Genomic DNA, 20,066 nt, shown 5'->3' on the forward strand with positions numbered 1-20,066 from the left:
GCCGTCGGCGGCCGGTATGCCGTAGGCGGTGTTCGCCGTGCGGGCTTTCCGGCGCGCGGAGTCGGTTGCGTCGAAGCTTGGGTGCTTGGGGGCCGAATCTTTGCGGAAACGTTCACGCACCGCACCCGCCTTCCGGTTTTCGCGTAACCACTGTTCACCCGGCGGCCTTTCGGCAATGCTGGTCCGGCCGTGACTTTTCGGGCAGCGAACCACCTCGGGGGAAGCGTGTTCTACAAACGCGAAGTGGTCAATGTCCAGGTCAGCCGACGGGTCCTCTGGGTCGGTACCGCGGCGTACCCGTTGCACAACATCGCCTGCGTGACGACGGTCAAGCTGAAGCCCGGACTCTGGCTGATCCTGAAGCGCGTCGGCCCCTGGGGCTTCGCGGTGTGCGCCGTGTTCATGGGAATGCTGCTGTACAGCACCGGCGGGCGCGTAGCACTCGCGATGCTCGTCGGCCCGCCCGTGCTCGCCGGCGCGGCCGTGCTGGTCGTCTCGGTCCTCGTCCGGCTGATCATGGCGGCGACGCGGAGTACGCTGCACCGGCTCAACATCGAGACGGCGGGCGCGCCCTACGCCGTACTGACGAGCCCCGACAAGAACCTGGTGGCGCAGATATCGCACTCCATCATGGCTGCGATCGACAATCCGCAGGCTGAGTTCCAATTCCAGGTGGAGAACTTCCACATCGGCGACAGCATCAAGCAGTTCGGCAATCAGAACACGGGCAAGGTGACCCGATGAACGAAATCCCGTCGCACTTCGGCGACAAGATATTTCAGATCGGCGACGGTAATGCGGGCAAAGTGCAGGGGCCGGTGACGTACGGCAATGTCGTGAAATCGCAACTGGCCTGGGGCGACGGCGCGGAGAACACCGCCCGGAAAGCCGGACGGAAGATCGCTCCGGAATTCGAGACCCTGGTCGAAGCCGTCGCCGACACCCTGCGCCAGTTGCCCTCCCTGGCCGTCGCGGAAGAGGTTCTGGAAGACGCCGCGGCCATCGAGGCGGCCATCCTCGACGAGGCCGGCCGGGACCAGCCGGACCGCGGCGCGGTACGGCGCGCGGTGGCGGCGCTCAAGGGGTATCTGGCCCCGATCGCCGTCGGCGCGGTCGCGGCCGGTGCCGCCGCGGGCGGTGACGAGACGGCGCGGGCGCTGATCGAGCGCCTCACTGGTGCGTTCTGAGGACGTTGCGGACGTGCCGCGACGGGGCGCACAGGTGCGTCGATGTGTGTCACATCCGGCGCGTAGGAGTTCAGCAGGCGAGGAACGCGGCCCCCGGGTAGCGCGCGGTGTACGCCGCGCGCACCGCCGCCTGGGCCCGCCGGTCGCCGGAGCGCCGGTTGACCCGTATGACAAACAGCTCCTCCGGCGTCTTCACGGCCGGCATCCCCGACAGCCGGACCGTGTCCGGGGAGGTCCACGGCGAGGGCCCGGTGGCCGCGCGAGGCCGGCTCGCGTACGGCTCCCGCCCAGTCGGCGGACGAGCCGTAGCCGCCGTGGACCAGGAAGAACGCGGGTGAACCGGCATCGTGGGGCTGTGGCACGGCGGATTTCCCTGTACGCGGGATGCCGACACGCGCGGGGCAGGCCGGCCCGGGGCCGGCCTGCCGCGCCCACCCTACGTTCGCGCGCCCGCGCCCGCTTCCGGAGGCCACCTCGCGGGCGCGGACCGGCTGCCCGTACGCCGCTTCCTCAGCCCCCGCACACCCCGTCGCAGTTCTGCTGCCACAGCCACCCGCAGCCCGAAGCCTGCGGGGTGCAGGGCACGGAGTTGCCGCATGAACTGCAACCGCTGGCACCCTTGTGGCAGTCGCAGTTCATCAGCAGGCGGGAGGTGCCGGGGGCGGCCGGGGCGGGCGAATCGGCCGGGCCGAGCACCCCGAGCGCGGCGAACGACACGTCGGGGCCCAGGACCGCCACCGACTCTTCCCGCAGCCGGTCGGCCTCCGCCGCCGGCCAGGCGCCGGTCCCGGCGAAGAGGGCCGGCACCGCCGCTGCGACCTTCTCCAGCATCGCCGTCCGCGGCCCCGACAGCTCGGGGTGCGCCGCCCGGTAGCGCTGTACGTGCTCCAGCCACAGGCCGGCCTTCGCACGGTCCGGGACACGGGCGTACACGGCCCTGCGCTGCGGCATCGGCAGCGCGGTCACTTCTCGGTAGCCGGTGGGGAGCCGTTCGAGCCCGGCGGCCCACTCCTCGGCGGCGGCAGCCGTCATCCGGCGTCCGGGCGAGGCCATGGCCGGAGCGGCCAGGCCGCCGGAGACGAGGAACGCGCCCAGCGCCAGGCCCGGCACGGCCTTGAGCAGTCTGCGCCGGTCACCGTGTACGAGCACGTCGGTCCGGTTCAGGGCCCGCACCACCCGCAGGGACCCGGCCGGCCCGAGCAGACGGCACAGCCGTACCGACAGCGCCGGGCCCGTCCACGCCCGTACCCGGTCCCCCTGCACGGCCAGCAGCGTGGGGACGAACGGCGGGTCGTCTCCCAGCGCCTGCCGCCGCAGGGCGCGTACGGGTGCGTCCCCGAGCCCCGCCATCGTCAGCCGGTCGTCCATCAGGCCGCCGATCTCCCCGGCCACCTCGCTGCACGCGCCACAGCCCGCGTCGAACGCCAATAACCACTCCGTCATGGCCACTCCCCTGCTCGCACCGGCACCGCCGCCCCATGCATACCCGGCTTCCCCGCGCACCAGCCCCGCCGGCACGCACGGGGTTCAGGCACGGAGTTCACGCCCCGGGCTCACGTACCGGGTTCAGGCACGCGGTGCGGTGTCACGGGGCGTCAGGAGCATCCGGATGTCGTCGCGCGCCCAGAGCACGAAGCGTTCGACCGGTGTCACCCGGTGCCCCGGCACGGGCCGGAAGCGGAAGCGTTTGAGCAGCACGGCCAGCACCAGTTCGGCCTCGACCACGGCGAGACCGGCGCCTTCGCAACTGCGCGGCCCGATGCCGAACGGGATGTAGGCCAGCCGCGACCGCCCGGCCACCTCCTGCGGGGTGAACCGCTCGGGGACGAACTTCTCGGGCTCGGGCCAGTGGTCGGGGTTCATGTGCACGGCCCAGAACGGGTAGAAGACCGTCGTACCGGCCGGGAGTTCGTGGTCGCCCAGGACGAGCGGTCCGGTCGTCTCCCGCGCGCCGTACGGGCCGGGAGGGTACAGCCGCATCGCTTCCTTCAGGACCATGTCCAGGTAGGTGAGGCGCCGCAGGTCGGCGTACTCGGGCACGGCGCGGTCACCGAGTACGCGGTCCAGTTCGGCGGCGACCCGCTCGGCCGCCTCGGGGTGGCTCCCCAGGAGGTGCAGGGTCCAGGAGACGGCGACTCCGGTGGTGTGGTGGGCGGCGAGCAGCGTCACCATGACGGTGTCGCGGATGCGCGCGGGCCGCTCGCCGGCCTCGACGAGCGCCCCGATGAGGTCGCTGCGGTCCGCGCGGCCCCCGGAGTGGTGCGCCGCGACCACCCGGTCGACCGTCGCGCGCAGGTAGGCGAGGGCCCGGTCCGCCCGCTCGGCGCGTTCCTCCCGTGTGCCCGGCACCGGTACCTGGTAGAGCCGTCCCAGGTACTCGGTGAGCACCTCCTCGAAGGCCGCGACGACGCCGTCCGGGTCCGCGGCCTCGCCTTCCAGCGCGTACGCGCAGATCATCCGCAGCGACAGCGCGGTGAGGTCCTTCTGCAGGGCCACGGGCCCGTGGCCTGCCCGCTCGGCCCAGTGGTCCGCGAGTCCGGCCGCGAGCGCGGCGAACCGTGCGAAGTGCCGCTCGTGGGACGGGCGGCCGGCCAACACCGACAGCAGGACGCGCCGCCAGGGAGTGTGTTCCTCGGCCGGCAGCACCTGCAAGTTGCCCGCCTCGCACAGCGGGGCCAGGAACTCGAACAGCCGTTCCGGCCGTTTGTCGAGGTGGGCCGTGGCTTCCAGCAGTACGGGGTCGGCGACCGACACGGCCGTCTCCGCGCCCGGCAGTTGGAACCGCACGACGGGCCCGTACTCGGCGTGCAGCCGCAGTTGGTAGATGTGCAGTCCGCCCGCCGCGGCGACCGCCCCCACCCCGCCGTCCGGCCGGGGCTCGGGTCCAGGGATCCGCATGCCAACGCCTCCTGACTGACAGCCCGGCCCCGCCGTGCGGAGTGGCCCGCGCGGCGGGAGTGAACCTCCATCATCGTCCGTATCGGCGGTGGGAAGGAGGCGGTGGCCGATCGGAGGCGGTGGTGGCGGCCGATCAGGTGGACGTCCGTTCCGCTGACCGTGTAATGCCTCCACCCGAGTCGGCCCCCGCCATCTCCTTGGCGACAGGGCTCGACGAGACCCGCAAGGCCACGACGTCGGCGCCCGAGTCCTTGGACCTGCCGCACGATCTTGTCGACGCCGTCCGGCACTTTCGCGCCACCGTGCCAGGTGTTCAGGCTCATCCCCTTCAGGGCCCCCGCGGCCTTCCCGGGCCGCGGTGAGGCGCCCCGTTCCGTACCGGGCCGCCCCAGGTCTCCCGTGCGGCTCTCCAGCCGAGGGCCCAGGGGCTCGAACCGGCCACCGGGCCCGGCGAGTGGATCTGTCGCAGGACCGTGACGAGTCGTACCGACATGACATGTTTGAGCCGGGGCAGTGCCGGTGTGCTGCACGGCAGGATCGCTGGTGACAGGCTCCCGCGGGCCGTGGGCCCGTACTGCACACATCCCGCGCCCTGTCAGCGGCACCAATCGAGACAACCCCACAGACCTCTCTGTTGCGGTGGCGGGAACACCTCTACGCTGATGTGCGCAGTCGGTTCGCGCCACTCTCCGTGGGGCGTCGTAAGAGGGAACCCGGTGGGAATCCGGGACTGTCCCGCAGCGGTGAGTGGGAGCGAAAGCCGCCGATACAGCACCGCACCCGGTCGAAGGGTGCGGGAAGCGGTGGCCGGTAGTTGTTGCCGGAAGGCCCGGCCGACATGCCCATGAGTCCGGATACCTGCCACTGCGCGCGTGCGAGCGAGAACGGACGCACGCGCTGTCCACAGTGACCGCGAGGGCTGGGTCGGTGGTACAGGCGGAGCCACGCGCGTCCCGGCGCGGCCGCCCTCTCACTCACCGGTCGAAATCCTCGGACCGGGTGCGGCGGGAGAGGGCGTGTTCGTGACCGAGGAATACCGCAGGCGATGTCTCCGGGGCGGCCGACGGCCGGGTCCGGCACGGCCGTTGTACGGTGCCCGATGCTGACCACACCCGACGGCGGCCCGGCACGGTGGGTCTCCGGCGTCTGCCAGGGGACGCTGGGCGAGCTGTTCCAGGGCCCGCTGCGCCCCGGCGGCGAGGCGGACATCGCGATCGTCTCGTTCCCCGTGGACCGTCACTCCTGGGTGTACTTCTCGCCGGGCGCCGGGCCCGACGACGAACCGTCCGACGCATCGCCCGACCGACCGCTTCTCGGCGCGAAGGCGGCGACGGCCGCGCGGCTCTTCCTGGAGCACTTCGGCCTGACGCTGCCGCCGGGACGCTGGAGCACCCACTCGGACCTGCACGTCGGAGTGGGCATGGCCAGTTCGACGGCGGACATCGTGGCGACCCTGCGCTGCCTGTTCCGGGTCTTCTCACTGCCGTACGACACCGGGGCCGTCCGCCGCGTCCTGTCGGCGATAGAGCGGGCCGACAGCGTGTTCCTCGACGAGTTCGCGCTCTACCTGAGCGGACGGCACCGGGTCGTACGGCGGCTGGGCACCGGCATCGGTTTCCACACCGCTTTCGTCATGGAGCCGGGCACGGTGGACACCGCCGCGGTCACGCCGGTGCTGCGGCGGCACTACCGGCGCTGCGCCAGGGAGTACGAGAGGTGCCTGACCGACCTCCTGAAGGGCTTCGCCTCCGGCGACCCGGCAGCCGTGGCCCGGGCCGCGACCTTCAGCAGCGTGCTGTCCCAGGAGGTACTGCCCAAGCACACCTTCGAAACCGTGCTGGCCCACCGCGAGGAGTTCGGGGCGGACGGCGTCTTCGTCGCCCACACCGGATCGCTCGTCGGTTACCTCTTCAGCTCCCGGCCGGCGCCGTCCCTGAAGGGCGAGCTGTCCGCCTTCTTCCGTTCGCTCGGTCACCAGTGCTCTTTCGCCCAAGGAGGCTACGCGTGACGACACATCCCCACATAGCCGACGCCCTCAAGATCCCCGACCTCGTCCGGCTGACGGACGGCATGGTGCTGCTGCGGTTCGAGTCGATGAAGATCTACTCCGCGCTGGCGGCCGTCCGGCAGCTCCTCGACCGGGGCACCGTCCGTACCGGACAGACCCTGATCGACAGTTCCAGCGGCATCTACGCCTACGCCCTCGCGCTGGCCTGCCACCGCTACGGCCTGCGCTGCCACATCGTGGCCTCGACCACCGTGGACGCCACCACCCTCGCCCAGTTGGAGATACTCGGCGCGACGGTCGAGCAGGTCAGACCGTCGAAGAACCTCAAGCTCGATCAGGAACTGCGGGTCCGGCGGGTACGGGAGATCCTCGCCGAACGGCCCGGCGTCCACTGGATGCGCCAGTACCACGACGACATCCACTACCTGGGCTACCAGGAGGTCGCGGACCTGGTGACCGCGGCCCTGCCGGACCGCACCCTGACGGTCGTCGGCGGCGTCGGGTCGGGCGCCTCGACCGGCGGCCTCGTGAAGCATCTGCGCCGCCGGGATCCCGGCGTCCGGCTGGTCGGGGTGCAGCCGTTCGGCAGCGTCACCTTCGGGAGCCAGGACCACCACGACCCGGAAGCCATCATCGCCGGAATCGGTTCCTCGATCCCCTTCGACAACGTCCGCCACCACCTGTACGACGCGGTGCACTGGATGGACTTCACCCACGCCATGTCCGGCGCCGTCGCGCTGCTGCGCGAGCACGCCGTCTTCGCCGGGCTGTCCACCGGCGCCGCGTACCTGACCGCCACCCACGAGTCCCGCCGCCACCCCGACCGGCTCCACCTGGTGATCGGTGCCGACACCGGCCACCGCTACGTGGAACGGGTCTACGCCCGCCACCGGGAGGCCGTGGACCTGGCCGCACTGAAGCCGACGGAGGTCGGCAGCCCCGAGGAGATGTCCATGCCCTGGTCGACGATGGCGTGGAACCGCGCCCCCTGGCCGTCCCGCCGTGAGGAGACCCGCGCATGACCGTGGTCTGCCTGGAATCGCTCACCTTCGGGCTGGGCCACCTGACGCGCGCCGCCGCCCGGCTGGGCGAGCCGCTGCGGCTGCTGACCCGCGACCCCGCTTACTACGCGTACGAGTTGGAGCGGCTGCCCGCGGGCGCCCTCGACGTGGTGGAGACCGACACCTTCGACACGGAACTGGTGGCGGAACAGCTCGCCCGTACTCCGGGCCTGCGGGGGCTGATCAGCTCGACCGACACCTGGATGCCGGTCGGCGCCGAACTCACCGCCCGCTTCGGGCTGCCCGGCCTCGACCCGGCGGTGCTGCGGCTGACCCGGGACAAGGCCGCCGTACGGGACCGGCTGTTCGAGGCCGGGCTGACCCGCGCCCGCGCGGCGGAGGCGGACAGCGGCGACCCGGCAGCGGCCGCGCTGCTGGTGAAGGCGGTGGGCCTGCCCGCGATCCTCAAGGACACCGCGGGCACCGGAAGCCAGAACGTCTGGCTGGTACGGGACGAGCGGGAGCTGGACGCGGCGCTGGCCGAGGCCGCCGGGCGGCAGCTCAAAGGCCGCCTGTTCGCCGAACCGTACTTCTCCGGGCCGGTGTACAGCGCGGAGACCCTCACCTGGGCGGGACGGACCCGGCTGCTGGGCGTCTCCAGCCGTCTGATGTCGCCCGAGCCGCACTTCCGGGAGGAGATCACCGCCTTCCCCGTGGCCTTCCCGCAACCGCGCCGGGACGCTCTGGAGCAGTGGCTGGACGGTGTGCTGGCCGCCGTCGGCTACACCGACCGGTTCGCCCACGTGGAGTTCGCCCTGACCACGGCCGGTCCGGAAGTGGTCGAGATCAACCCGCGGATCGGCGGCGCGCTCGTCGGTGAAGGGCTGTGCCGGGCCCTCGGCGTCAACGTGTACGAGGCGATGGTGGAAGCGGCCCTCGGCAGCCGCCCCGGACTCATGGACGCGGAGCTGCCCGGCGGCCCCGCCTCGGCCTTCGTCCTCGGATACCCCGAGAAGCCAGGGGTGTTCACCGGTGTCGACGGACTCGACCGGCTGCCGGACATGCCGGGTTCCCCCGCCTGGTACCCGGTCAAGCGGACCGGCGACCCCGTCGAGCACCTGGGCGACAGCCGGGGTTACGCGGGCATCGTCTACGCGGAGGGCGAGACGGCCGAACTGGCCACGCACTGCGCCGTCGCGGCGGCCAACGCCGTACGGGTGCGGACGGAGCCGTTCCATGCGGGGGACGCGACGGGACCGGGGAACGCGGCAGACGCGACCGGCACGGCGGACATGGCAGCGAACCAGGCGAGCCAGGTCGGCCAGGTGGGCCAGGACTCCAGTGACTGAACGCACAGGCGACGGTCCGGGGTTCCGCACCGCGCTGTCCACCCTCACCGGGCCGCTGCGCTTCCTGCTGCTCAGCTCCTTCCTCATCCCGCTCGGCAGTTTCATGGTCCTGCCGTTCATGTCGGTCTTCCTGCACGAGCGGCTGGGGATGGGGCTCGGGGCGGTCGGTGTGGTGCTGGCCGCCGCGTCCCTCGTGCAGTTCTCGGGAGGAGTTCTCGGCGGGGCGCTCGCCGACCGGGTGGGGCTGCGGCGCACGATGCTGTGGGCGCTGGTGGTGCGTACGGCGGGCTTCGCGGCGTTCCTGGCGGCGCTGCGGTGGCCGCCGGTGGCGGTGGCGGCGCTGATCCTGACCTGCTGCGGCGCCGCGCTGTACCTGCCCGCCAACAAGGCGTACCTGGTGCACGGTGTGGCCGAGGAGCGCCGGCCCGCGTTCCTGTCCGCGGGCAACGCGGCGCTCAACGCGGGGATGGCCGTGGGCCCGCTCGTCGCGGGGCCGTTCGTGCTGTCGTCCCCCGGCCCGCTGTTCCTCGTCGTGACGGCGCTGTTCGCCGTGGTGGCCGTGGGGCATGCGCGTCTGCCGGCGGTGGGGCCGGAGAAGGACCGGTCCAGCAGCGCACCGGCGTCCGGCCAGGGCCTGCTCACCGGTATCGCCGTCCTCCCCTTCGTCGCCAACGGCCTGGCGTTCTACCTCTACTTCCACTTCCAGCACTACCTCGCCGTGTACGCCGTCGAGCGGGCCTCCAGCGAGTTCTACAGCCTGGTGCTGCTGACCTGCTTCGTCCTGGTCATCGTCGTCCAGCCGCTCGCGTCGGGCGCCATCCGGCAGATGAGGTACCCCGTCGCGCTGGCGATCGGGTTCGCGGGCCTGGCCGCCGGGATGGCGGTCCTGGCAGCCGGTACGCGGACCGCCCTGCTGGCGGGCGGTGTCCTCATCACGCTCGGCGACATCGTGCTCTTCCTCAAGAACGACCTGGAGGCCCTGCGCCGCAGTCCGCGCTCGGACGCCGTGGTCTTCGGACAGCAGCGGCTCGCCGCCGGCCTGGGCGCCTGTGCCAGCGGCGTGCTGGGCGGGCAGCTCTACGGCTTCGGCGAACGCGCCGGGCACGCGGGCTGGTTCTGGCTGTTCGCCGCGGCCCAGTGCGTCCTGCTGCCGCCGCTCCTGCTCGCCCTGCGGCGCGGGCGCGGCACCGCTCCCGCCGACCTCACCCCCACCACCCCCCGCACGGACCTCACCGACCTCACGGAAGGAACACCGGTACCCGATGACGCACACGGGCGGATTCCAGGACGATGACTTCTGGACCGAGTTCTACGACTTCCTGTTCTCCGACGGGCGCCACGCCCAGGCCGAGGAGCTGCTCGACACCTCTCCCCTGCTGGCCTTCCCGGCCGGGGCCCGGGTGCTGGACCTGTGCTGCGGCCCGGGGGTGTTCACCGTTCCGCTCGCGCGCCGGGGATTCGGTGTGACGGGTGTGGACCGCAGCCCGGCGATGCTGGACCGCGCCCGGAAGCGGGCCGCCGACGCCGGAGTCTCCGCCCGGTACGTCCAGTCCGACATGCGGGAGTTCACCGAGCCCGGGGCCTTCGACGTGGTTCTCAACATGTTCACGTCCTTCGGCTATTTCGAGGACCCCGCCGACAACGCCCGTGTGCTGCGCACGATGCACGACTGCCTGGCGCCCGGCGGGACCCTGCTTCTGGACATGGCCGGAAAGGAACTGCTGGCCCGAAAGGTCACACCGCCGAAGGTGGTGCAGCGCGGTGACGACCTGCTGGTGCAGACCGACACGGTGCTGGACGACTGGGCACGGTTGCGCAGCGACTGGGTGCTCGTGCGGGGCGACCGGGTGACGCGTACGAGCCTGGTCTGGTTCGTCTACAGCGCCGTGGAGTTGCGGCGGATGGCCGGGGAGGCGGGCTTCCAGGAGGTCGAGGTCTTCGGTGGCTTCGACGGCCGCCCGTACGACCAGGACGCCGAACGGCTGGTGCTCCGGGCGGTCCGCGCGGCGTGACCGGGGCGCCGGGCCGCACGGCCGGCCCGGCGCCCGCACACCGTAGACGGCGCGCGGAACCGTACGCGCGCCCTTTGCCCCCGGTCCGACCGACCGTAATATCACCTGGTCATCACCGCGACGGGAGACAGGAAGCCGGTGCGATTCCGGCGCGGTCCCGCCACTGTGACCGGGGAGTGACCCTTCATCAGGCAGATCGGGCCACCGCGCGCGGCGCGGGAAGGCCGGGGGGGGCGTCGATCCGGGAGTCAGGACACTGGCCTGTCGCGGGCCCGTTCCGAGGAGCGCGGACTCCGCAGGAGGCTCTACGTGTACGACGGCACGACCCGTCCCCCCTTTTCTTCCCCCGCCGCCCGGCGGCGCCGGTTCCGGCGCGTCGCGGCACCTGCGGTGGCCCTGGCCCTGTCCGCCGTCCTGCTGGGCGGCTGCGGCACGGCGCGGGACACCGCGGGTGACGCGGAGCCCGCGGCCACCGCGGCGAAAGGTTTCCCGGTCACCATCGACAACTGCGGCATCCGTACCACCTACCGGAAGCCGCCCTCCCGGGTCCTCACCATCCACCAGCACCCCGCCGAACTGATGCTGGCGCTGGGACTCGAGGACCGCATGATCGGCACCGCCTTCCCCGACTCGGCCGTCCTGCCGGAGCTGCGCAAGGACTACGAGGCGCTGCCGAAACTGGCGAAGAAGGAGCCGTCCTTCGAGACCGTTCTGGAAGCCGATCCGGACCTCGTCTACGGCGGGTACGCCAGCGCCTTCGCCGAGAACGAGGGCCGCTCGCGCAAGGCGTTCGCCGACGCCGGGATCAACACCTACCTCAACCGCGAGTACTGCGGGAAGAAGCAGGTGTCCATGCAGGACGCGTACGACGAGGTCCGCACCGTCGGCAGCATCTTCGGCATCCGGGAACGGGCCGACAAGCTGGCCGCCGACCTCAAGGCGCGGGTGGACCGGGCCACCGGGGCGGTCAAGGGCGCCCCCGCCGTACCGGTCTTCGTGTACGACAGCGGCGACAAGGCGGCCTTCACCGCCGGCGGCAAGAGCCTCGGCACCGAGATCATCCAGCTCGCGGGCGGCCGGAACGTGTTCGCGGACCTGGACAAGGTCTTCGGGGACGCGTCCTGGGAGCAGGTAGTCGACCGGAAGCCCGAGGTCATCGCGATCTACGACTACGCGGGGGCCGGGAGCGTCGAGCAGAAGAAGAAGTTCCTGCTGTCGCAGCCCGCGCTGGCCGACGTGCCCGCGGTCAAGAACAAGCGGTTCGTCGTCCTGCCGCTGACCGCGACCCTGGTGGGGGTGCGGCCGCCGTACGCGGTGGAGGAGCTGGCCCGCGCCCTGCACCCCGAGCGGTTCCGGTGACCGCCGCCGCCGGGACGGCGGTCGTCCGCGAGCACCGGCACGAGACGCCGCCGCGCCGCCGGTCCTTCGCCGTCACCCTCGTCGTTCTCGGGGTGTTGCTGCTGGTCTCCGCCACGGCGGGGATGGCGATCGGGTCGGTGCACGTGCCGCCCGGCGAGGTGTGGGGCATCGTGACCCACGCGCTGGGCGCCGACCTGCCGGACCCGGGGTGGTCCCGGGCGCGCGAGACCATCGTGCTGGACGTACGGGCTCCGCGGGTGGCGCTCGGCGCGGTGACGGGCGCGGGACTCGCGGTGATCGGTACGGCCATGCAGGCACTGGTCCGCAACCCGCTGGCGGAGCCGTATCTGCTGGGTGTCTCCTCGGGGGCGTCCCTGGGCGCCGTCATGGTGATCGTCTTCGGGGTGAGCCTGTTCGGTCCGGTGTCGCTGTCGGCCGCCGCCTTCGCCGGCGCGCTGCTGACCCTGCTGCTCGTCTACACGACGGCGCGTACCGGCGGGCGCATCACCTCGGTACGGCTGGTGCTGTCGGGAGTGGCGATGGCGGCGGTCCTCACGGCGGTGATGGACATCCTGCTGCTGACCTCCGACCGGGGCAACGAGGCCCGGGCGGTCCTCGCCTGGACCCTCGGGGGCCTCGGCGGGGTGCAGTGGGGCACGTTGTGGCTGCCGGGCCTGGCGCTGCTGCTGGGCATCGCCGTCCTGCTCGTCCAGGCACGGTCGCTGAACCTGCTGCTGGCGGGCGAGGAGGCCGCCACCACGATGGGGCTGGACGTGGCCCGGTTCCGGGCCCGGATGTTCGTCCTGCTCTCGCTCGTCACCGGCGTCCTGGTGGCCGCGGCCGGACCGATCGGCTTCGTGGGCCTGATGCTGCCGCACGTGGTGCGCCTGTTCGTGGGCGGTGACCACCGCCGGGTGCTGCCCGCCGCCGCACTGGCCGGCGCGGTGTTCCTGATCTGGGCCGACATCGCGGCGCGTACCGTCGCCGCGCCCATGGAGATCCCCGTCGGTGTGCTGACCGCACTGTGCGGCGGACCGTTCTTCCTGTGGCTGATGCGCCGGGACGCCCGCCGTACCGTGCACCGAGGAGTGGCATGAGCGCGACCGAACTGACCGTCGACGGCCTCACGCTCACCGCCGGGGCACACCGTCTGGTGCGCGACGTGTCCCTGGCCGCCCGGCCCGGCGAGGTGGTCGGCCTGGTCGGGCCCAACGGCAGCGGCAAGTCCAGCCTGCTGCGCGCCGTCTACCGGGTGCTGCGGCCCGACGCGGGGCAGGTCCGGGTGGACGGCACGGACGCCTGGTCGCTGCCGGTGCGGCGGCTGGCCCGCACGGTGGCCGCCGTGGTGCAGGAGTCGGCCGCCGACTTCGACCTGACCGTGCGCGAGGTCGTCGCGATGGGCCGCACACCGCACAAGCGGCTGCTGGACGGAGACAGCGCCGAGGACGCCTCACTGGTGGCGTGGGCTCTGGAGTCGGTGGACGCGGCCGGGCTGACGGACCGGTCCTTCGACCGGCTCTCCGGCGGCGAGCGCCAGCGGGTGCTCATCGCCCGTGCCCTGGCCCAGCGGCCCTCCCTGCTGGTCCTCGACGAGCCGACCAACCACCTGGACGTACGGCATCAGTTGACGGTGCTCGGCATCCTGCGCGGGCTGCCCGCCACGGCCCTGGTGGCACTGCACGATCTCAACCTCGCCGCGTACTACTGCGATCGCCTGTACGTCCTGTGCGAGGGGCAGGTCACGGCATCAGGGCCACCCGCCGAGGTGCTGACCGAGGAGCTGCTGGCCGAGGTTTACGGCGTGACGGCCGAGGTCACCGTCAGTCCGCGTACGGGTGCGCCGCAGGTGTCGTTCCTGCCCGGGGAACGCGACCGGCCGGCCGTGGCGGTGCCGGGGCCCTCCGGTTCCTGAGTGGCCGGGGCGGTGCCGGGGCAGTCGGATCGGGCGGTCGCGGGTCACTCGGGTTCCTGAGCGGCCGGGGTGGTCGCGGGTCACTCCGGTTCCTGGCCGGCCGGGGCGGTCGCGGGCGGCTCGTCCGGCCGGGGCCGCCCGCCGTCGTGTCCGGAGAGGACCACGGCCAGCAGCCCGACGATCACGGCGGCGGCAGCGGCCCGGCCCGCGGCCCGGGCCGTCCAGCGCAGCGGCGCGGCCTCCGCCTGCCGACCGGGCGCCCCCAGGCGCTCGGCCCGCCGCGCGGGACGCAGCAGCCGGAGCAGGAGCAGCACCGAGACGGGCAGTTGGAGCAGCCACAGGACGGTACGCGGCCACTCGTCGTACCAGACGTTGGTGCCGTACAGCAGCGTGTGCCAGACGCTCAGCACGTACACGACGATCACGAAGCGGTGCAGTCGGCGCCAGGCGTTCGCGCCGATGCGGTGCCGGACGTAGAAGAGCAGCCCCAGCGGGACGGCGAGATACAGGGCGCCCTGGCCGATGGGGATGGCCAGCTTGCCGGTCCCCGAGTCGTACCAGCCCGGCACGAACGTGTCGGCGAACGCCGACCACAGGCGCGCCACCCAGGCCGTCCCGCCCGCGTCGCGCACCAGTTCTGCACCGAACATCAGGGCGTGCGCGAGCATCAGCGCCATCGTCGTCAGGCTCGTGGTGCGGTGCCAGCGCTCCAGCACGGCCCGGGAAACCGGCAGCCTGCCGGGCCGGGGGCCGGACAGCAGCAACCCTAGGATGACCGTTCCCCACGACCAGAGCAGCCCCGACCAGCCGAACGCCTGGCTGAGCAGATACATCCAGTAGGTGCCGGGGTCGTTCATGAAGGGCATGACCGCGACCGTCGCGGACGCGCCGGACCGCATCCGCAGGTACAGGAAGACGAACACGGCGACGGTGACCACCACCGCGGCACCGGCGTCGGGAAGGGCCGCCTTGAGGTCGGCACGCAGCGGGACGCGGCCGGCGGTGCGTCTGTCCCGCACCGGCGCCGGCGGCGGTGGCGTACTGCCGCGGCCTGTTGTTTCGGGGTGCATGCGGGGCCCTTCGGACAGCTGTCACCAACGCGTTGTACGTGCCGTACAAGTGTGGCTGGAGAGGTGGGCGTTGTTGAGGAACTATCCAGCCAGAGCAGGCGTCGCCGCCGTCCTCGCCACCCCTGCCGCCGCCGCTGCCGTCCCTGCCGTCCACGGGCCGGGCCACTCCCCCCTGTGGAGGTACGGGGAAGCGGCCGGGCCGTCCTCAGGCGCCGCGCGCCGCGCTCACTGCTTGCGGGCCTGGTTGAAGCGCAGCATGTTGCCGGACGGGTCACGGAAGGCGCAGTCGCGGACGCCGTACGGCTGGTCGACCGGCTCCTGGAGCACCTCCCCGCCCGCGGCGCGGATGCGCTCGAAGGTGGCGTCGCAGTCGCCGGTCGTGAAGATGACGGCCCGCAGCAGGCCCTTGGCCAGGAGTTCCGCCATGGCCTCGCGGTCGGCGGGCGAGGCGTTCGGGTCCGCGAGAGGCGGTTCGAGGACGATGTTCACGTCGGGCTGCGACGGTGCGCCGACGGTCACCCAGCGCATCCCCTCGAAGCTGACGTCGTTGCGCACCTCCAGGCCGAGCACATCCCGGTAGAAGGCGAGCGCCTTGTCATGGTCGTCGACGGCGATGAAGCAGGTCGAAAGGCTGATATCCATACGGACAACGCTACGGGCGGGGAGCGGGCCGCGCTTCTCCGTTCCTGACCGGTCGCGTGTAGATCTTGGCGTAACAGGCGGGGATGGCGGCGCCGTCGTCGTGGCTGCGGGCCCGGTACGCGCTCGGGCTCTCGCCCACCAGCTCGGTGAACCGCGAGCTGAACGACCCCAGCGAGGTACAGCCGACCGCGAAGCAGACCTCCGTCACCGACAGGTCGCCCCGCCGCAGCAGCGCCTTGGCCCGCTCGATGCGGCGGGTCATGAGGTAGCTGTACGGCGTCTCACCGAAGGCCGCGCGGAAGCTGCGGGAGAAGTGGCCCGCCGACATGAGGGCGGTGCGCGCCAGTGCCGGGACGTCGAGCGGCTGCGCGTACTCGCGGTCCATCAGGTCACGGGCCCGGCGGAGCCGGACGAGGTCCTCCAAGGTCACGGAGCCATCATCTCACGGTGGGAGGGGGCCCGCCCGGCCGGACGAAGGATGTGCCTCTTGCGCAAAGGTCTCCGCGGCGGCCTCCGGGAGCAGCCCGGAGGGCGCACCTGGTCCCGCCCGGAGCAGTGATGCGCACGCCCTCGAAGCGCGGAAGGACACAGACCGCAGAGGCACAGTGACGCGGAGTCCACAAGCCCTACAGAAGAGACATAACACCTGAACACATGTACACTTGTCGAACGAAGCCCCGCGGTTCCCCCGTCCGCGGGGCTTCGTCATGTCCGCGTGCCGTCAGGCGGTGGAAGCCGGGACGGCGTGATGCCAGAGTCCCGTCATGACTCCCGCTGATGACTCCTTCCGTTCGCCCGGTGTCACTTCCGAGACATCCGCCGAACACAACTCCCCCGCATGCGACCGCCATTCCGCCGCACGCGTCCGCGACGCCGCCGCCTTCCCCGGGCAATTCGCCCGGACCCGGCGCTTCTCCCTCGGCGTGCCGCGTCAGTTCGGCGTCTCCCCCGACGGCCGCCGTGTGCTCTTCGTCCGTACGGGCGGGGGCAGCGACTCCGTGGGCCGGCTGTGGGTGTACGAGGGCGGTGCGGAGCGGGTGCTGATCGATCCGGTGGCGCTGGGAGCCGCCCCGGCCACAGAGTCCGAAAAGACCGCAGAGACGGCAGAGGCGCAGCTACCCGAGGCCGAGCGGGCGCGGCGCGAGCGGGCACGGGAGTATTCCACCGGTGTCGTGGGGTATGCGACCGACGCGGCGGCGCGCGTGGTGGCCTGCGCGCTCTCGGGCGCACTGTGGGTGGTGCGTACGGACGAAGGCGCCCCCGTCCGCGTACGGACCGCCGGGCCGGTCGTCGACCCCCGGCCCTCTCCGGACGGGCGGCTGGTGGCGTACGTGACCGATGGATCGCTGCACGTCGTCACCCTGGAGCACGGAAAGGACCGGCAACTGGCGGCCACCGAAGGGCCGGACGTCACCTACGGCCTGCCCGAGTACGTGGCCGCCGAATCGATGGGCCGCTCGCGCGGCTACTGGTGGGCCCCGGACAGCCGTCACCTCCTGGTGGCCAGGGTGGACACGTCCGGCGTGGAACGGCGCTACATCAGCGATCCGGCGCACCCCGAACGGCCGCCGCGCGCGATGGCCTACCCCTCGGCCGGGACGGCCAACGCGGAGGTGTCGCTCCACATCGTGCCGGTGGCCGCCACCGGGGAACGGCGTGTCGAGGTGGCGTGGGACCGGGCCGCGTACGTCTACCTCGTCAGCGCCCGGTGGGACGGCCACGGGCCGCTCATCGGCGTACAGACCCGCGATCAGCGGACGCTGCGCACCCTGGCGGTCGACCCCGGCACCGGCGCGACCCGGACGCTGCACGAACGCACCGACCCCGCCTGGACCGAGATCGTGCCCGGCACCCCGGCCCGTACGGCATCGGGGGCCCTGGTCCTGCCCGAGGACACGCCCGGCACCCGCCACCTGAACGTCGGCGGCACCACCGTGACGCCACCCGGACTACAGGTGCGGGAAGTCGTCGCCGTGGAAGGCGAGCAGGTGTGGTTCACCGCCGACGAGGAGCCGACGGAGGTGCATGTGTGGCGGTGGGCCCCGGCGGACGGCCTGACCCGGTTGAGCAATGGGCCTGGGCTCTTCACGGCCGCCGCCGGGGGCGGCACGGTGGTCCTCAGCGGGCTCACACCGGAGGGACCGGTCGTCGAGGTGCGGGGCTCCGGGCCGAAGGCAGCGGTCGGGGCCGCCCGGGCTGCCGGGACCGCCGGAACCACCAGGGCCGTCAGGACCAACGGGGCCGTCGGGGCCGTCGGGGCCGTCGGGGCCGTCGGGACCATCGCCTCGCTCGGTGAGGAGCCGGTCGTCACCCCGCGCCCGGAGCACCTCCTCCTGGGGCGGCGGGAGGTGCGCGGTGCGCTGTATCTGCCCTCCTGGCACGAGCCCGGTACGGGCACACTGCCGGTGCTCCTCTCCCCGTACGGAGGCCCGGGCATCCAGCTCGCCGTACGGGCCCGCACCTGGTCCGCCTGTGTGGCGCAGTGGTTCGCCGAGGAGGGCTTCGCCGTACTGGTCGCGGACGGCCGCGGCACCCCCGGCCGGGGCCCGGCCTGGGAGAAGGCCGTCCACGGCGATCAGCTCACCCCCGCCCTGGAGGACCAGACCGACGCGCTGCACGCTGCCGCCGCGCGCTTCGCGGACCTGGATCTGTCACGAGTGGCGATCCGCGGCTGGTCGTTCGGCGGCTTCCTGGCCGCCGCTGCCGTCCTGCACCGTCCCGACGTGTTCCACGCGGCGGTCGCCGGTGCCCCGCCCACGGACCAGCGGCTGTACGACACCCACTGGAAGGAACGTTACCTCGGCCACCCCCAGGAGACACCGGACCACTACACCCGTTCCTCCCTGGTGGGCCACGGCCACCTGCTGCGCCGTCCGCTGCTGCTCGTCCAAGGGCTGGCGGACGACAACGTGGCCCCTGCCCACACCTTGCGCTTCTCCGCCGAACTGCTGTCCGCCGGCCGGCAGCACAGCGTGCTGCCGCTGCCCGGAGCGGGACACGCGCCCGCCGACGCGGCGGTCAACGAGAACCTGCTGCGCTTCGAACGTGATTTCCTCCGCTCGGCACTCGACAGAAGCTGAACGCGCGCGCCCGCCCGCCCGTATGGAACTTCCACAACGCCCAGGGGACGCACGCGCCACGTGACACGCACCGATCACGGCACCCGGCGGCCCCTGGGCCACCGACAGTTGGAGGCACCCCATGACTCGGCAGACATCGACAGGGCGGCGCACGGACGCGCGGACGACACGCCGTACGGTCGTCGCGGCGGCCGGCGCGGCAGGACTGGCCGCCGCGCTCGCGGCCTGTGGGAACGGCTCGGACGGGTACGGCGACAGCGCCTCGTCCGCACCGCCCGACACCTCGGGGAGCGCCGGGGGTGACGGGTCGAAGAACGGCGACACGGAGCCCGGCGGCAAGGATCCGGGGAGCGCGGGCACCGGCGCCGCCGGGGGCGTGCTGGCCAGGACCGCGGACATCCCCGAGGGCGGCGGCAAGGTCTTCAAGGACCGCAAGGTCGTGGTGACCCAGCCCGCCAAGGGCGAGTTCAAGGCGTTCTCGGCGGTCTGCCGGCATCAGGGGTGCCTGGTGAACGAGGTGGCGGACGGCACGATCAACTGTCCCTGCCACGGCAGCACCTACGCCATCGACGACGGCAGCGTACGCAAGGGGCCCGCCACTCAGGGGCTCGTCGCGGCGAAGGTGAGTGTGGAAGGCGACTCGATCAAGCTGGGGTGACCGGGTGGTCCGGGGGCGGTGGTCGGGCTTGGCGGCGGGCCCGGTGGCGGGTCCGGCGGTACGTCCGCAGTGGGTCCGCCGGTCGGCTCGGTGGCGGGCCCGGTGGCCGCGCCCGTCAGGCGGTCACTCGGCCACGGTCCGGGGGCCGGGCGTCCGAGAGCCGGGGGTTCGGGGGCCGGGCGTTCGGGGGCCGGGCGTCCGGCTCCGTGTCCCGCTCCAGCAGGCGAGCAGGTCACCGGTGGTGGTGACGGTGGCGACGAGAGCGAGGGTGTGCCGGACCATCGCCGCGGTGTAGTCGGCCGGCACGCCGGCGATGGCGTCGGCGGGCACCACCGCCGTGTACCCGAGGTTGACCGCGTCGAAGACGGCGTTCGGGATCGCCACGTTCGCCGACACCCCGACGATGACGAGGGTGCGGCACCCGAGATTGCGCAGCAGCGGGTCCACGTCCGTACCGGCGAGTGGCGACAGCCCGTGCAGCCTGCGGACGATCAGGTCGTCCTCGGAGACGGGCACCGGCTCGGCGACCCGTACCGCGGTCGTCCCGACGACCTGCTGTACGGCCAGCCGCTCGGCTGCGGCGAACAGGCGCGCGTTGCGGTTTGCGCCCCGGCCGTCCGGGCGGCGCTCGGCGACGGCGTGCAGCACCTGTACGCCGGCGTCGTGCGCGGCCCCGACCAGCCGCGCCACCCGGACGAGGGCCCCGGACGCGCGGGCCGCCTCGGCCAGTTCCGGCAGCGCGCCGTCCGGCCCGACGACGCCGCGCTGGCACTCGACGGTGAGCAGGGCCGTCGTCGCCGGATCGGTCTCTGCCAGGAGGCGGGCACCCGATGCCATCGTCTCGTCCCTTCCCGGGGGGCGGTCTTCGCAAGGCGGTCGTAAGGCGGTCG

Annotated in this window: 19 protein-coding genes and 2 riboswitches; of the genes, 12 read left to right on the plus strand and 7 right to left on the minus strand. The window is 72.7% G+C overall.

Annotation, left to right across the window (positions count from 1 at the left end):
• Positions 1 to 225: 225 nt before the first annotated feature.
• A complete protein-coding gene (locus tag AB0A97_RS37655; RefSeq protein WP_361159300.1) occupies positions 226 to 744 on the plus strand; it encodes a DUF6232 family protein in 519 nt (172 codons plus the stop codon).
• Positions 741 to 1,187: a hypothetical protein gene (locus AB0A97_RS37660; RefSeq protein WP_361159302.1), complete on the plus strand. Its 447-nt coding sequence runs from the start codon at positions 741 to 743 to the stop codon at positions 1,185 to 1,187. Before AB0A97_RS37655 ends, AB0A97_RS37660 begins: the two co-directional genes overlap by 4 nt.
• Before the next feature lie 70 nt (positions 1,188 to 1,257).
• Here AB0A97_RS37660 and AB0A97_RS37665 read toward each other — a convergent pair whose 3' ends face one another.
• The 3 genes from AB0A97_RS37665 to AB0A97_RS37675 form a co-directional block, all read right to left on the minus strand.
• The gene (locus tag AB0A97_RS37665; RefSeq protein WP_361159305.1) at positions 1,258 to 1,383 is read right to left on the minus strand and encodes a hypothetical protein; all 126 of its coding nucleotides are present in this window, start codon (positions 1,381 to 1,383) and stop codon (positions 1,258 to 1,260) included.
• A gap of 314 nt (positions 1,384 to 1,697) precedes the next feature.
• Positions 1,698 to 2,630, minus strand: coding sequence for a bacteriocin fulvocin C-related protein (locus tag AB0A97_RS37670; protein WP_361159307.1), 933 nt, complete (start codon positions 2,628 to 2,630; stop codon positions 1,698 to 1,700).
• A gap of 123 nt (positions 2,631 to 2,753) precedes the next feature.
• Positions 2,754 to 4,085 carry a cytochrome P450 gene (locus tag AB0A97_RS37675; protein ID WP_361159311.1) on the minus strand — a complete coding sequence of 444 codons (1,332 nt, stop codon included), beginning with the start codon at positions 4,083 to 4,085 and terminating at the stop codon, positions 2,754 to 2,756.
• 656 nt (positions 4,086 to 4,741) lie between these two features.
• Positions 4,742 to 4,966: riboswitch (cobalamin riboswitch) on the plus strand.
• Positions 4,967 to 5,184: 218 nt separating this feature from the next.
• Here AB0A97_RS37675 and AB0A97_RS37680 point away from each other — a divergent pair.
• The 8 genes from AB0A97_RS37680 (at position 5,185) to AB0A97_RS37715 (ending at position 13,726) form a co-directional block, all read left to right on the plus strand.
• A complete protein-coding gene (locus AB0A97_RS37680; RefSeq protein WP_361159314.1) occupies positions 5,185 to 6,093 on the plus strand; it encodes a hypothetical protein in 909 nt (302 codons plus the stop codon).
• A complete protein-coding gene (locus AB0A97_RS37685; RefSeq protein WP_361159316.1) occupies positions 6,090 to 7,115 on the plus strand; it encodes a cysteine synthase family protein in 1,026 nt (341 codons plus the stop codon). Before AB0A97_RS37680 ends, AB0A97_RS37685 begins: the two co-directional genes overlap by 4 nt.
• On the plus strand, positions 7,112 to 8,443 hold the full coding sequence (locus AB0A97_RS37690; protein WP_361159319.1) for an ATP-grasp domain-containing protein: 1,332 nt from the start codon (positions 7,112 to 7,114) through the stop codon (positions 8,441 to 8,443). Before AB0A97_RS37685 ends, AB0A97_RS37690 begins: the two co-directional genes overlap by 4 nt.
• Positions 8,436 to 9,737 carry an MFS transporter gene (locus AB0A97_RS37695; RefSeq protein ID WP_361159322.1) on the plus strand — a complete coding sequence of 434 codons (1,302 nt, stop codon included), beginning with the start codon at positions 8,436 to 8,438 and terminating at the stop codon, positions 9,735 to 9,737. Before AB0A97_RS37690 ends, AB0A97_RS37695 begins: the two co-directional genes overlap by 8 nt.
• Complete coding sequence (locus AB0A97_RS37700; RefSeq protein WP_361159324.1) at positions 9,706 to 10,455, plus strand: class I SAM-dependent methyltransferase; 750 nt, start codon at positions 9,706 to 9,708, stop codon at positions 10,453 to 10,455. The genes AB0A97_RS37695 and AB0A97_RS37700 overlap by 32 nt, the downstream gene beginning before the upstream one ends.
• 89 nt (positions 10,456 to 10,544) lie before the next feature.
• Positions 10,545 to 10,735, plus strand: a riboswitch (cobalamin riboswitch).
• 29 nt (positions 10,736 to 10,764) lie between these two features.
• Positions 10,765 to 11,814, plus strand: coding sequence for an ABC transporter substrate-binding protein (locus AB0A97_RS37705; RefSeq protein WP_361159327.1), 1,050 nt, complete (start codon positions 10,765 to 10,767; stop codon positions 11,812 to 11,814).
• Positions 11,811 to 12,911 carry an iron ABC transporter permease gene (locus AB0A97_RS37710; protein WP_361159330.1) on the plus strand — a complete coding sequence of 367 codons (1,101 nt, stop codon included), beginning with the start codon at positions 11,811 to 11,813 and terminating at the stop codon, positions 12,909 to 12,911. Before AB0A97_RS37705 ends, AB0A97_RS37710 begins: the two co-directional genes overlap by 4 nt.
• Complete coding sequence (locus AB0A97_RS37715; protein WP_361159333.1) at positions 12,908 to 13,726, plus strand: ABC transporter ATP-binding protein; 819 nt, start codon at positions 12,908 to 12,910, stop codon at positions 13,724 to 13,726. The genes AB0A97_RS37710 and AB0A97_RS37715 overlap by 4 nt, the downstream gene beginning before the upstream one ends.
• An 80-nt stretch (positions 13,727 to 13,806) precedes the next feature.
• Here the strand turns inward: AB0A97_RS37715 and AB0A97_RS37720 are convergent, their stop codons facing one another.
• From AB0A97_RS37720 to AB0A97_RS37730, 3 genes are all read right to left on the minus strand, one after another.
• Positions 13,807 to 14,796 carry a ferric reductase-like transmembrane domain-containing protein gene (locus AB0A97_RS37720; RefSeq protein WP_361159337.1) on the minus strand — a complete coding sequence of 330 codons (990 nt, stop codon included), beginning with the start codon at positions 14,794 to 14,796 and terminating at the stop codon, positions 13,807 to 13,809.
• Positions 14,797 to 15,021: 225 nt separating this feature from the next.
• Entirely contained in the window at positions 15,022 to 15,438 is a 417-nt protein-coding gene (locus AB0A97_RS37725) for a VOC family protein (RefSeq protein WP_361159339.1), read from the minus strand.
• 10 nt (positions 15,439 to 15,448) lie between these two features.
• On the minus strand, positions 15,449 to 15,868 hold the full coding sequence (locus AB0A97_RS37730; protein ID WP_361159342.1) for a helix-turn-helix transcriptional regulator: 420 nt from the start codon (positions 15,866 to 15,868) through the stop codon (positions 15,449 to 15,451).
• 334 nt (positions 15,869 to 16,202) lie between these two features.
• Between AB0A97_RS37730 and AB0A97_RS37735 the strand changes: the two genes are divergently transcribed.
• Together AB0A97_RS37735 and AB0A97_RS37740 are read left to right on the plus strand one after the other, a co-directional pair.
• The gene (locus AB0A97_RS37735; protein ID WP_361159344.1) at positions 16,203 to 18,518 is read left to right on the plus strand and encodes a prolyl oligopeptidase family serine peptidase; all 2,316 of its coding nucleotides are present in this window, start codon (positions 16,203 to 16,205) and stop codon (positions 18,516 to 18,518) included.
• A gap of 121 nt (positions 18,519 to 18,639) precedes the next feature.
• A complete protein-coding gene (locus tag AB0A97_RS37740) occupies positions 18,640 to 19,176 on the plus strand; it encodes a Rieske (2Fe-2S) protein (protein WP_361159346.1) in 537 nt (178 codons plus the stop codon).
• 123 nt (positions 19,177 to 19,299) lie between these two features.
• Here the strand turns inward: AB0A97_RS37740 and AB0A97_RS37745 are convergent, their stop codons facing one another.
• A complete protein-coding gene (locus tag AB0A97_RS37745; RefSeq protein ID WP_361159349.1) occupies positions 19,300 to 20,013 on the minus strand; it encodes a cysteine hydrolase in 714 nt (237 codons plus the stop codon).
• Positions 20,014 to 20,066 lie beyond the last annotated feature (53 nt).

Source organism: Streptomyces sp. NPDC045470, from assembly GCF_040646595.1.
GTDB lineage: Bacteria > Actinomycetota > Actinomycetes > Streptomycetales > Streptomycetaceae > Streptomyces.

Coding starts and splice junctions, on each gene's coding strand:
- AB0A97_RS37660 (WP_361159302.1), top strand. CDS start 741: ATGAACGAAATCCCGTCGCACTTCGGCGACAAGATATTTCAGATCGGC.
- AB0A97_RS37670 (WP_361159307.1), bottom strand. CDS start 2,630: ATGACGGAGTGGTTATTGGCGTTCGACGCGGGCTGTGGCGCGTGCAGC.
- AB0A97_RS37675 (WP_361159311.1), bottom strand. CDS start 4,085: ATGCGGATCCCTGGACCCGAGCCCCGGCCGGACGGCGGGGTGGGGGCG.
- AB0A97_RS37680 (WP_361159314.1), top strand. CDS start 5,185: ATGCTGACCACACCCGACGGCGGCCCGGCACGGTGGGTCTCCGGCGTC.
- AB0A97_RS37690 (WP_361159319.1), top strand. CDS start 7,112: ATGACCGTGGTCTGCCTGGAATCGCTCACCTTCGGGCTGGGCCACCTG.
- AB0A97_RS37700 (WP_361159324.1), top strand. CDS start 9,706: ATGACGCACACGGGCGGATTCCAGGACGATGACTTCTGGACCGAGTTC.
- AB0A97_RS37715 (WP_361159333.1), top strand. CDS start 12,908: ATGAGCGCGACCGAACTGACCGTCGACGGCCTCACGCTCACCGCCGGG.
- AB0A97_RS37720 (WP_361159337.1), bottom strand. CDS start 14,796: ATGCACCCCGAAACAACAGGCCGCGGCAGTACGCCACCGCCGCCGGCG.
- AB0A97_RS37725 (WP_361159339.1), bottom strand. CDS start 15,438: ATGGATATCAGCCTTTCGACCTGCTTCATCGCCGTCGACGACCATGAC.
- AB0A97_RS37735 (WP_361159344.1), top strand. CDS start 16,203: ATGACTCCCGCTGATGACTCCTTCCGTTCGCCCGGTGTCACTTCCGAG.
- AB0A97_RS37740 (WP_361159346.1), top strand. CDS start 18,640: ATGACTCGGCAGACATCGACAGGGCGGCGCACGGACGCGCGGACGACA.
- AB0A97_RS37745 (WP_361159349.1), bottom strand. CDS start 20,013: ATGGCATCGGGTGCCCGCCTCCTGGCAGAGACCGATCCGGCGACGACG.